Annotated in this window: 12 protein-coding genes; all 12 read left to right on the top strand. The window is 48.4% G+C overall.

Features of this window, described 5'->3' with window-relative positions; genetic code table 11:
* Positions 1-25 precede the first annotated feature (25 nt).
* The gene (gene rpoE, locus BRW83_RS10630; RefSeq protein WP_005879476.1) at positions 26-628 is read left to right on the top strand and encodes an RNA polymerase sigma factor RpoE; all 603 of its coding nucleotides are present in this window, start codon (positions 26-28) and stop codon (positions 626-628) included.
* 39 nt (positions 629-667) lie between these two features.
* Positions 668-967 (top strand): RseA family anti-sigma factor, encoded by a 300-nt coding sequence (locus BRW83_RS10625; RefSeq protein WP_145814910.1) that lies wholly within the window; start codon positions 668-670, stop codon positions 965-967.
* A 200-nt stretch (positions 968-1,167) separates the two neighbouring features.
* Positions 1,168-2,118 (top strand): VirK/YbjX family protein, encoded by a 951-nt coding sequence (locus BRW83_RS10620; RefSeq protein ID WP_050757760.1) that lies wholly within the window; start codon positions 1,168-1,170, stop codon positions 2,116-2,118.
* A 98-nt stretch (positions 2,119-2,216) separates the two neighbouring features.
* Positions 2,217-3,347 carry a S1C family serine protease gene (locus BRW83_RS10615; RefSeq protein ID WP_005879482.1) on the top strand — a complete coding sequence of 377 codons (1,131 nt, stop codon included), beginning with the start codon at positions 2,217-2,219 and terminating at the stop codon, positions 3,345-3,347.
* Between the two features lie 224 nt (positions 3,348-3,571).
* Entirely contained in the window at positions 3,572-5,029 is a 1,458-nt protein-coding gene (locus tag BRW83_RS10610) for a DegQ family serine endoprotease (protein WP_036602488.1), read from the top strand.
* Positions 5,030-5,153: 124 nt separating this feature from the next.
* Complete coding sequence (gene ndk / locus BRW83_RS10605; protein WP_005879485.1) at positions 5,154-5,579, top strand: nucleoside-diphosphate kinase; 426 nt, start codon at positions 5,154-5,156, stop codon at positions 5,577-5,579.
* A 63-nt stretch (positions 5,580-5,642) separates the two neighbouring features.
* The gene (gene rlmN, locus BRW83_RS10600; protein WP_005879487.1) at positions 5,643-6,806 is read left to right on the top strand and encodes a dual-specificity RNA methyltransferase RlmN; all 1,164 of its coding nucleotides are present in this window, start codon (positions 5,643-5,645) and stop codon (positions 6,804-6,806) included.
* A 91-nt stretch (positions 6,807-6,897) separates the two neighbouring features.
* Positions 6,898-7,887, top strand: coding sequence for a RodZ domain-containing protein (locus tag BRW83_RS10595; protein WP_005879490.1), 990 nt, complete (start codon positions 6,898-6,900; stop codon positions 7,885-7,887).
* 4 nt (positions 7,888-7,891) lie between these two features.
* Positions 7,892-9,163, top strand: coding sequence for a flavodoxin-dependent (E)-4-hydroxy-3-methylbut-2-enyl-diphosphate synthase (gene ispG / locus BRW83_RS10590; RefSeq protein WP_005879492.1), 1,272 nt, complete (start codon positions 7,892-7,894; stop codon positions 9,161-9,163).
* A 25-nt stretch (positions 9,164-9,188) separates the two neighbouring features.
* Positions 9,189-10,553, top strand: coding sequence for a histidine--tRNA ligase (gene hisS, locus BRW83_RS10585; RefSeq protein WP_005879494.1), 1,365 nt, complete (start codon positions 9,189-9,191; stop codon positions 10,551-10,553).
* 11 nt (positions 10,554-10,564) lie between these two features.
* Positions 10,565-11,209 (top strand): YfgM family protein, encoded by a 645-nt coding sequence (locus BRW83_RS10580; protein ID WP_005879495.1) that lies wholly within the window; start codon positions 10,565-10,567, stop codon positions 11,207-11,209.
* A 3-nt stretch (positions 11,210-11,212) separates the two neighbouring features.
* Positions 11,213-12,367: an outer membrane protein assembly factor BamB gene (gene bamB / locus BRW83_RS10575; RefSeq protein WP_231284454.1), complete on the top strand. Its 1,155-nt coding sequence runs from the start codon at positions 11,213-11,215 to the stop codon at positions 12,365-12,367.
* The last annotated feature ends 2 nt before the right edge of the window (positions 12,368-12,369 follow it).

Raw genomic sequence — 12,369 nt, 5'->3', positions numbered from 1 at the left:
TTGCAACATGATGGGGTATTCGATTGTGACAACTGAACGTGAGATAGATAAACGGCTTGTCGAGCGTGTCCAGCAGGGGGACAAGATGGCATTCGACCTGTTGGTCACCAAATACCAGCGAAAACTGTTCAGGCTGGTATTGCGTTTGGTTTCCAATCAGACGGAAGCTGAAGACGTTGTGCAGGAAACTTTTATCAAGGCTTATCGTGCTCTTCACCAATTCAGGGGCGATTCCGCTTTTTATACCTGGTTATACCGGATCGGCATCAATACGGCCAAGAATTTTCTGGATAATCAGGGACGAAGGGTTCCTACATCAACCGATACGACAGCCGAACAGGTCGAGTCTTTTGAAGAAGGTGAAAACCTGAGGGATATCAATACACCGGAATCCATGCTGGCCTCCAAACAAATTGCGGAAACAGTCAATATCGCGATGGACGAATTGCCGGAAGATTTGCGGGTGGCGCTTTCGCTCAGGGAGATGGAAGGACTTAGTTATGATGAAATTGCCGTCATTATGGAATGTCCTATCGGAACAGTGAGAAGCCGGATTTTCCGTGCCCGCGAATCGATAGCGGTCAGGCTTCGACCCTTGCTTGGAACCGGAATGGATCAAAGATGGTAAAAAAATAAAAATAATGTGGTCAGAAAGAGAGCGAAAAAAATGAAAAAGGAATTGATATCCGCGTTCGTTGACAGCGAGCTGGATGAAAAGGAATCAGAGCAACTCCAAAACGAAAACAGGCATGAACTGAAAGAACACGTCAATGTTTACAGAGTCATTGGTGAGTCAATTCGATATAATCAGTCGCAGGTTCAGGTCAGCGATCAGTTTCAGGCTCGTCTGAAGGAGGCGTTGCAGAACGAGTATTCCGGTCTTCAGGTGCAATCGACAAGGAAAAGTGATTCTGTGTCAGCCGTTTACGCTGAAGGCAATACTGTAAAAGAAGAGTCTGTCATCTGATTTTTGAACCCGGTTTGTCTTTTGAAAAAGTAATATTCATCCTTCCGGGGCATTTTTCACTTATCCCATACCGCACGCATCAGCGTGCGGTTTTCTGTGTTATATAATTCTTTTCCAGAACGATTTCCGATTCCATGCTTTATTCCATGGCCGGATTTTCCGGCAGCCGGGGTTTTCAATACAGATAATTTGGCGTGATCATGAATCCGGAGATTAATCACGTTTTATTAAAAGATAATAAAGTGAAAAGATACATACCAATCAGTAAACAGATTTATGATACGTCGCGTTTCAAAGAGTGTCGGCGTATGGTCGTGTTTTTGTTCAGGACACTGACCCATAATAAAAAGATGGAAAAGTTGTTTGAATTTTTTCAGAGAACCTCTCTCAAAAGAGAGCTTTCATCCAGATTGCCATTTTTTTATGAACAGGCCACAAGACAGTTCTTTTATAAAAAATCTTCATTTTCCGAACGTTTCCAGATAATCGAAAACCATTTCGATTATCTGGAGAGCAGACTCGACAATAAAATTGTCAGAAAGCTATATCTGGAAGGCGGCCTGAAATTATGGGAAGGAATGTGCGAGGACAAGAATCTGATTTTTCACCTCCTATTTTCACCAGGCCAAAAGAAAGAAGGACTTCTTTCTCTCGTGCTCAGTCTGGACAACATCGTTTTGTATCAGATCGTTTTCTGGTTTGCACCTGATCCTGTTGATGAAAGACCGGCCTTGTGGATAGGTGCCATACAGGGTTCAAATACTGAAAATGCCCTGGACATCATCCGTCAAATGACAAAACATTTCCATGGCTATCGTACCAAAAACCTTATCCTGTTTGGTATCCAGAGCATTGCAAATGTGTTGGGCGTATCGTCGATTTATGCCGTGTCCGATACCGGTTATTATGCAAACAATCATGTCCGGCTCGACCGAAAACTGAAAATTTCCCTGAACGATTTCTGGGAGGAGGTGGATGGTGTGCCGACGGCGGATAAACGTTTTTATAAATTGCCACTGACTGAATCCAGAAAAAGCATGGAAGAGATCAAATCGAGCAAAAGAAGTTTGTACAGAAAACGCTTTGAAGCACTGGATTCGATAAAGGATACGATCGAAATCAATTTGAACCAGTGTTTGATTGACGGATAAACAATATTTTCAGAAAGTATAGTTTTAAGATTAATCAGTGTTTAGTGGATATGCTATAAAACAGTTTAAATACTTTTTTATGGGACAGGCAAAACAACATGAATAATATTGCCAGACATATACTGGTGTCGTTCGCTGTGGTGTTAACTTGTTCATTCAATCAGCTTGCTGCAGCACCGGTCAATAACAAAAGCGGTTTGCCTGATCTGGAAAGCCTTGCTGAGGAAACAGCTCCTGCTGTTGTATTCGTCGCGAATACCGTGAATCTTGAACCGGTACGGAAAAAAGGCAGTTTTGGAGAATTCATATCTCAGGTATTTGGTTCCAAAACAAGCGTTAAACAAATTGAAGCCCAGGAAGAACCAGAAAAAGCAATGGCATCAGGAGGGTCGGGCTTTATCATCAGTCCAGACGGCTATATTTTAAGTAATGCACACGTCGTCGAAGGGGCGGATGCCATTTTTATCAAAATGAAAGATGGACGTGGATTCCCGGCCAGAGTTATCGGTTCAGACAAAAAAACCGATGTGGCCTTGATGAAAATCGAGGCAGATTGTGATTTACCATATCTGAAATTCGGGAATTCAGATAGTGTGAAGGCGGGTCAGTGGGTTATGGCTATCGGTTCACCTCATTTTCTTGAAGATACTGTCACAGCCGGAATCATTTCAAAAAAGAAAAGAGATATTGGCATGTATCTGAGCTATATCCAGTCAGATGTCGTAACCAATCAGGGTAATTCCGGTGGCCCTCTTATTAATATGGATGGTGAAGCCATTGGAATCAACACGCTGCTTTACGATGTGAATGGAGGAAATACTTATATCGGTATGTCGCTTGCTGTTCCCATTAATGATGCTATCAGAGTTGCCGCTCAACTGAAAAAGCATGGCCGCGTTCTTCGGGGCTACATAGGCGTAGCCATGATAGAAGTCGATCAGGACAAGGCACGATCGCTTCATTTGCCTCCATATCGTGGCCTGCTGGTTGTTGATATCCGAAAAGGCTTTCCTGCCGAGAAGGCAGGCTTGAAAAAAGACGATATCATCCTTGATTACAATAATCATCCGGTTGGTTTCAGAATGCAGCTGACGAAACTGGTAGGAGAGACCGCTCCAGGAACAACATCTCGACTGCGGGTGATGCGTGATGGAAAAATAATCGATCTGCCAATTGTGATTTCAACAATGCCGGAGTCTGACGAATTCAAAATAGATGCTTCATGGTGAAAGCAGGCAAAGACTAAGTTGAATAATGGATGATATTGCTCCATGAACTTTTCAACGGACTTGTTACATTTTTTAAATGTACACTTCAGGAAATTCGGCTGAATGAAATAAAAATTTCTGGTAACGTTTCATTTCTCCATCCATGAACTTGCATGTATCAACCTGCAAGTTCATGGAAAAATTGTTGACCGGGCTGATTAACAACTTTTTCATAAGTGGCTATTATGCAAAAAACTGTAATCTTCTTTGCCAGACGGTTTCTTTTGGTATTCCTGACTGTCGGGTTTATTTCTTTCCCATTAATGCCTGGTGAAGCTGCTCCTGCGACTATGGTCAATGGATTGCCTGACCTGACGTCATTGGTTGAAAAAGTCGGGCCTGCTGTCGTTAATATCAGAACGATTGAAAAGATCCAGTCAAGGCGAAATCCCGCAATGGACATGGATCGGGATTTTCAGGAATACCTGTTCCGCTTTTTCGGTATTCCGGCACCTGATGGACAGCTTTCCGGTACACAGCCACAAGAACAGGTTCGTCGTGGAATGGGGTCAGGGTTCATCATTACTGCCGATGGCTATATTCTCACGAACCATCACGTCATCGACAATGCCGATGAAGTTTTTGTCAGATTGACAGACAACCGCGAATTCAAGGCGAAAATCATCGGTTCTGACAAACGGACAGATGTGGCCTTGCTGAAAATCGAAGGCAAGAATCTCCCTGTCCTGAAAACCGGCAATTCTGCCAACATCAAAGTAGGTGAATGGGTGCTTGCGATCGGTTCCCCTTTCGCTCTTGAAAATACGGTTACGGCGGGCATCATTTCCGCGAAAGCACGCGATACAGGCGATTATCTTCCCCTGATCCAGACCGACGTTGCCGTCAATCCGGGAAATTCGGGTGGTCCGCTCATCAATATGGCAGGCGAAGCCATCGGGATCAATTCCCAGATTTACAGCCGTTCAGGCGGTTATATGGGCATTTCCTTTGCGATTCCGATCGACGAAGCCCTGAGAGTGTCGGAACAGTTGAAGAAAACCGGCAAGGTGACTCGTGGTCAGATCGGCATACAGGTTGCCGAGGTATCGGTAGAAACAGCCAAAGCCATGAATTTGCCCAATGACAGGGGCGTTATGGTGGCGAGGGTCGAAAAGGGATCCGCTGCGGAAAAAGCCGGTGTCGAGGCGGGCGATATCATTCTCAAATTCAATAGTCAGTCGATAGAAAAACTGTCTGAATTGCCAAGGCTGGTAGGGGATAGTATTCCGGGAACGAAGGTCAGCCTGACGGTTCTTCGCAAAGGAAAATCGCTTGTTTTGCCAGTGACCATTTCAAAGGCAGAGCTGGACAAGCCTGCAAGAAAAGATGAATCCTCATCTTCGCGACAGGGCGAGTCTCTTTCTTCATCGATATTGGGACTGCAGGTGGCCGATCTGACGGCTCCCCAGAAAAAACGGCTTGGGATCAATCACGGGGTAGTCGTGACCGCTTCAGCCAGCCCTGCTTTTGAAAGTGGTATCAGAAAAGGTGACATTATTTTACGGCTCAATAACGGGGACGTGACGAGCCAGCAGGATTTCCAGAACCAGCTTGTCAAAGCGGGGAAAGCGAAAATGGTTGTTTTGCTGGTGGCACGAAACAATCTGATTCGTTATGTTCCCGTCAAACCGGTAGCGAAGTAAAAGCCTGTGTAAATGATTGAATAAGAGCCGAAATCTTCCGCTAATTTGATAATCTTCCATGATAAAATGGAAAGCTGACTCGTTTATCGGGATTTTTTCTATTTTTATTTGGAGTTTTATCAAAATGGCAGTCGAACGTACCTTGTCTATCGTAAAGCCTGATGCAGTTGCAAAAAACGTCATCGGACAGATTTATTCCCGCTTTGAAAATGCCGGCCTGAAAATCATTGCAGCCCGCATGATGCAGCTGTCCCGTGCAGAAGCGGAAGGTTTTTATGCTGTTCATAAAGATCGTCCTTTCTTTAAGGATCTCGTCGAATTCATGATTTCCGGCCCTGTTATGGTTCAGGTTCTGGAAGGCGAAAATGCCATTCTCAAAAATCGTGAACTGATGGGTGCAACCGATCCTAAAAAAGCGGACAAGGGAACGATCCGTGCCGACTTCGCCGATTCCATCGACGCCAATGCCGTCCACGGTTCCGACGCTCCAGAAACGGCTGCGGTTGAAATTGCTTATTTCTTCCCAACCATGCAGATTTGCGCTCGCTAATATTGCTTCAGATTTTTGCGTCCGGTACAAACCGGACGCAAAAAGTTTTGCAGGACATTTCACATGACTGACGCACGAACCAACCTCCTTGGCTTTAGTCCGGTCCAACTCGTTGAGTATTGCCAGAAACTGAACGAAAAACCCTTTCGTGCCAAACAGTTGCAGCGCTGGATTCACCAGTTCGGTGTCAGTGATTTCGCTGAAATGACCGATCTGGCCAAATCGCTCCGTGGCAAGCTTGAATTATGTGCCGAAGTGAAAGCGCCTGACATTCTCAAAGATACGGTTTCAAGCGATGGGACACGCAAATGGCTTCTCGATGTCGGAGCTGGCAATGCGATTGAAACGGTTTTTATCCCCGAAGATACCCGCGGTACACTGTGCGTTTCCACGCAGGCAGGCTGCGCTGTCAATTGCCTTTTCTGTTCGACGGGCAAGCAGGGTTTTTCCCGTAATCTGACGACGGCGGAAATTATCGGACAATTGTGGATGGCCGAATTTGCCGTTCGCCGCTCGAAAGGCCTGACTGACGCCAAAGACGAGCGTCAGATATCGAACGTCGTCATGATGGGGATGGGGGAACCTCTCTTTAATTTTGATGCCAGTGTCAGCGCACTGAAACTGATGCTGGACGACAATGCCTATGGGTTGTCCAGACGACGTGTCACGGTATCCACCAGTGGTGTCGTGCCGATGATCGACCGTCTTGCAAAGGAATGTCCGGTAGCGCTTGCGGTTTCCCTTCACGCACCGAACGATACCTTGCGTGATCATCTCGTTCCATTGAATAAAAAACATCCGCTGAAAGAATTAATGGCCGCATGCCAGCGTTATCTCGACTATGCACCGCGTGATTTCATCACATTTGAATATTGCATGCTCGATGGTATAAATGATACGGACGAGCACGCCAGAGAACTCGTGAAACTGGTTAAACATGGCCCGAATCCGGTATCATGCAAACTGAACCTGATCCCGTTCAATTCCATTGCCATGCCGGGTCTGAAGAGATCAACTGACGCTCGCGTCCAGTCATTTGCAAAGATTTTGCTGGATGCGGGAATAGTGACGACTGTACGTAAGGCAAGAGGCGAAGATATCGAGGCGGCTTGTGGTCTTCTGGCAGGTGAGATAAAGGACAGAACGAGAATACAGGAACGGATGGCGGAAAATAAAGTCGATCCGAAAGCCATCATCGAGAATTACCGGTTTCAGAACAATTGCTAGACGACTCTTGAAGCGGCGAGACGATTTATTTCAAAATAAATTGAAGTATCTCACGATTGAAGAGTGTGCCTTTTTTATGATGGAGTGGTAAATGGATAACGAACAATCAGAAAAAATGGAAAACAATCCCTCCAACCCCGAAAAAGAGTCAACACCGCAACCCGGCAACAATGTTGCCGCGACTACTGAGACAACCGAAGCCCAAAAGCCGGGTGCCATTCTGGCTGCCAGAAGGGTGGCTGCCGGTATCTCGGAAGAGCAGATTGCCTCCCGCCTGAAAATGTCGGTACGTCAGGTCCGTTCTCTCGAAGCCGACGATTATGAAGCCTTGCATGGCATGGCGACGGCGAGGGGGTTTGTCAGGGCCTATGCCCGTATTTTGCAAATAGATCCTGAACCACTGGTCGCTTCATTTGCAGAAAAGAAAAAGGCTTCTGCCTCTGCGAGCGTTCAACAGGGCAAACCGGTTGAGCCTTTCGTGAAAAACCGGGAACCTTTCAGGAAAAAACGGGGAAATTCCGGAAAAATAGCCATTCTCCTGATTATCGTTGTCGGTGTACTGGTTGTCGCCTCGAACATGAATTTTTTCAGTTTTATGGACAAGTTCAAGAAAGAGTCGGCTGAAAAAGCCACTCCGGCAGTTGCGCCTGCACCGCCTGTCGTACCGGCAACCGAAACAAAAGAAACAGTGCCCCCGGCAGCCGATCAGGCGACTCCTGAAAACAAGCCGGCCGATCAGGCAGCGGCCAATACTGCTGGACAAACGAATCAGGCCAATGCACCTGTCCAGACACCCGCAACCCAGAGTGCTCCTGTCGCAGCAACACAGGCACCTGCAGAAAAGGGATCGTTGCTTGTGATCAATTTCAGGGAAAAATCCTGGTTGCAGATCCAGAAAAAAGATGGTGCGGTCATTGCTGAATATATCGGCAAGCCGGGCGAAAAACGGCAGCTTGAAGTAACGGAACCGGTTACGGTCATTGTCGGTTTTGCACCGGGCGTCAATATGGAGTTCAAGGGTGCGCCTGTTGATCTGGTTTCCAATACCACCAATTCTGTGGCGAAAGTGACATTGAAGTAGTCTGATGAAATCCAATAGCATAGCGCTCGTATCCGGTATCGCGCCAAGAAAGAAAACGTTTGGCGTCATCGTCAGACAGGGAAAAAAAACAGTCGTGATCGGTAACGGCGCGCCCGTTGTCGTCCAGTCGATGACCAATACCGCCACTGATGACGTCGATTCGACCGTCCGACAGGTCTTCGAACTGGCGAAAGCGGGTTCGGAGCTGGTCCGGTTGACGGTCAATACACCGGAAGCGGCAGCGGCTGTTCCCTCAATCAGGGAAAAACTGGATGCCGCCGGGTGTGACGTTCCTCTCGTCGGCGACTTTCATTACAACGGTCATTTGTTGCTCACGCAATTTCCTGAATGTGCGAAAGCGCTTTCGAAATACCGGATCAATCCGGGAAACGTCGGGCAGGGCGCCAAAAAAGACGCTCATTTTGCCGACATGATTGCCGTGGCGTGCCAGTATGACAAACCGGTCCGGATCGGCGTGAACTGGGGAAGTATGGATCAGGCATTGCTGGAACGTATCAGAGACGAGAATGCGAAACGCGATGATCCATGGCCGATACAGGGCGTCATGTATGAAGCGCTGATTACTTCTGCTATTGAAAGTGCCGATCGTGCCGTTGAACTGGGCTTGCCTGCGGATCACATCGTTTTATCCTGTAAAGTATCGCAGGTTCAGGATCTGATTGCCGTTTATCGTGAGTTGTCGAATCGTTGCTCTTATGCATTGCATCTGGGACTGACTGAAGCTGGTGTCGGAAGCAAGGGGATTGTGGCATCCGTTGCGGCATTATCCGTGTTGTTACAGGAAGGAATTGGCGATACAATCCGCATTTCCTTGACGCCCGAGCCCGGCGAAGCCAGAACAAGGGAAGTGGTTGTCGCTCAGGAGTTGCTTCAGACAACCGGTTTGCGCAATTTCGTTCCTTTGGTGACGTCATGTCCGGGATGTGGGCGCACGTCTTCCAGCCTGTTTCAGGAGCTGGCAACGAGTACGCAGAATTATTTGCGCAATCAGATGCCGGAATGGAAAGAACGGTATCCCGGAGTGGAAACGATGAGTGTTGCCGTGATGGGCTGTATCGTAAACGGCCCGGGGGAATCGCGCCATGCCAATATCGGGATCAGCCTGCCGGGTAACGGGGAATCGCCTGCCGTGCCGGTATTTGAGGACGGCCAGAAAAAAAAGACTTTGCGCGGGGATAATATCGATAAACAGTTCCAGAAAATCATTCTGGAATACGTCCAGTCCCATTATGGCGTAAAAGAGCTGACAGATTAAAAAACAAACAAGAACGTGAACAAGCATGTCTGAAGAAAACAAGACAAAAAAAGTAAAGAAAATCCTGGGCATCAAGGGAATGAACGATATTCTTCCTGAGGACGCGCCTGTCTGGGAACTTCTGGAAAATACCGTTGAATCCGTTTTGAAGAGTTACGGTTACGAACGGATCCGTACCCCGATCGTGGAAGAAACGGGCCTTTTTGCCAGAGGCCTTGGCGCCGTTACCGATATCGTCGAAAAGGAAATGTATTCCTTCGAGGATTCATTGAATGGCGACCAGCTGACCTTGAGGCCTGAAAGCACGGCCGGTGTCGTTCGTGCCGTAGTGGAACACAATCTGACCTATAACGGACCGAAACGCCTGTGGTATTCCGGTCCCATGTTCCGTCACGAACGGCCGCAGCGGGGACGCTACCGCCAGTTTCACCAGATCGGTGCCGAAGCCGTCGGTTTCCCCGGGCCTGACATCGATGCGGAGCTGATTTTGCTTTGCCAGCGTCTGTGGGATGATCTGGGGCTGGAAAATATCCGTCTGGAAATCAATTCGATCGGCAATGCCGGGGAACGCAATCGCCATCGTGCTGACCTCATCGCTTATTTTGAACAGCACAAGGGTTTGCTGGATGAAGACGCGCAGCGTCGCCTTTACAGCAACCCGTTGCGGATTCTGGATACGAAAAATCCGACCATGCAGGATATGGTCAATGCCGCGCCAAAACTGCTCGATTATCTGGAAAAAGAGTCTCTCGATCATTTCGAGGGAGTCCAGCGCATTTTGAAGCGTAACAATATTCCCTATACGATCAATCCCCGTCTCGTTCGGGGAATGGATTATTACAATCGGACCGTTTTCGAATGGATCAGTGAAGAGCTGGGTTCACAGGGGACGGTTTGCGGGGGTGGCCGCTATGATCCGCTCTTTGAAATGTTCGGTGGCAAACCGACACCATCCTGTGGATTTGCGCTGGGTATGGAACGTCTGATCGAATTGTTGAAAACGCAAGGCGACGTCAACACGACAAGCAAAGCTGACGTTTTTATCGCACATCAGGGAGAAGATGCTTTACCGGAAGCGTTTGTTCTGGCAGAGTCACTGAGAAATACGGGACTGGACGTGATTGTTTACTGTACGGCCGCCAATTCGGGGGGCAGTTTCAAGGCGCAGATGAAACGTGCGGATGAAAGTGGCGCTGCTTTTGCCGTCCTGATCGGAGAAGACGAAGTCAAAAACGGGTGCGCAAGCGTCAAGGCTTTGCGTTCGGACAATACGGCGGACAAGCAGTTGAGTGTACCGTTTGAAAAAGTTGCCGACTATCTGGTGGACCAGATTGCCGGTGAGTGCGGGTGCGGAGAAAACCATTCCTCGCACGATTGTTGTTCTCATTAATATATTTTGATATGGCTTACGATTTAGAAGAACAGGAAAAGCTGGATTCCCTGAAAGCATGGTGGAAAAGACACGGTAACTGGATTACCTGGGTTTTGATCGTCGTTCTGGCGGGCTATGCTGCCTATGCATACTGGGGATATTACCAGCGAAAACAGGCCGCACAGGCATCCCAGCTTTACTATGAAATGCAAAATGCCGTCGTTGCCGGCGATAATGAAAGAGCGCAGCGGATCGCAAAAGATACTCAGGACAAGTTCGGCAGAACGGCCTATGCGCCTATGATCAGTCTGGTTGCCGCCAAAATGGCTTATGACGCCAAAGATATCGACGAAGCCAAAACGCAGTTGAAATGGGTTATCGATAACGGCAGTCTGGACGGTTACAAGGCCATGGCGCGTGTTCGTCTTGCCGGAATTCTTCTGGAAGAAAAAGCCTATGACGAAGGCATGAAAATCATGTCGGTTACTTTCCCCGAGTCGTTCGTCAGTCTGGCGGAAGATCGCAAGGGCGATTTGCTGGTAGCGCAGGACAAGATCCCCGAAGCGAGAAAAGCCTATCAGACCGCTCTGGAAAAAGCTTCTCCTGACGATCCGGGAAAACAGTTGATTGAATTGAAACTTGAAGAAATCGGCGGCTCTGCTACAAAAGGATAAAGTGTGAATAAACGGTTACGATTGGCATTCGCTCTTGCTGGCGCATCTTTGTTGCTTCTTTCGGGGTGCAGTATGTTCAGCTGGTTTTCAAAACCGGCGCCACGGCATCCTCCTGCAGAACTGGTCCAGTTCACACCGTCGAAGACGCCGCAACGTGTCTGGTCGGTCAATGTGGGATCGGCGGATAACTATACGTTTGCACCGGCCTATACTTTCGACGCCATTTATGCGGCGGCAGCCGACGGAACGGTGGTCAAGGTCGATCCTGCAACCGGTGGCGAAATCTGGCGCAAAAATGTCGGCATGAATCTGACGGCCGGTGTTGCCAGCGACGGTCATACCGTGGTGGTTGCCGGTGAAAAAGGCAATCTGATCGCGCTGGATTCCGACGGCAATGAAAAATGGAAGTCGCCGGTTTCTACCGAAATACTGACTACTCCTGTCATTGCACAGGATATAGTCGTCATCCGGAGTATGGATAACCAGATCGCCGGTTATGACGCCAATACCGGCGAACGTCGCTGGATGGTACCTTACCGTGCACCTGCCCTGATGTTGCGTTCATCGCCGGGTATCGCGACAATCGGGCCTACCGCTATCGTCGCGTTGCCGGGTGGCAGAATGATTTCCATGATGTTGAATAACGGTGCCATTCGTTGGGAAGTGCCTATCGGTGAACCTCGCGGTGCGACCGAACTCGAAAGAATCGCCGATGTATCTGGCGTGCCTGCCATATACGGTCAGGGGGTTTGTGCCACGGCTTATCAGGGACGAATGGGGTGTTTTGACGTCGTGAACGGTTCGGTTTACTGGGTCAAGGATTTTTCCAGCAAGGTCGGTGTCAGTATCGACGAAAGTCTTGTTTATGCCGTCGATACGGCTGACAAGGTCTATGCCTTTTCCAATTTGAGAGGGCAGAGTGTCTGGCGTAATGACAAAATGACGTATCGGGATCTGACGACGCCAGTGCCTTTCCGTTCAACCGTTGCTGTTGGCGATGCGAAAGGATTTATCCACTTCCTGTCTGCATATGACGGTTCGTTCAAGGCGCGGATCGAAACGGACGGCTCAGCGATCAGCACAACGCCGCTGGTTGCAGCCGATCGACTGGTTGTACAAACACGTGCCGGTTCCCTGCAGGCATTTACACTGGATTAAAA

This window comes from Oxalobacter formigenes (genome assembly GCF_002127965.1).
Classification (GTDB): domain Bacteria; phylum Pseudomonadota; class Gammaproteobacteria; order Burkholderiales; family Burkholderiaceae_D; genus Oxalobacter; species Oxalobacter formigenes.
The sequence above is the reverse complement of the archived record's forward strand: the minus strand, read 5'-3'. Positions and strand labels throughout refer to the sequence as shown.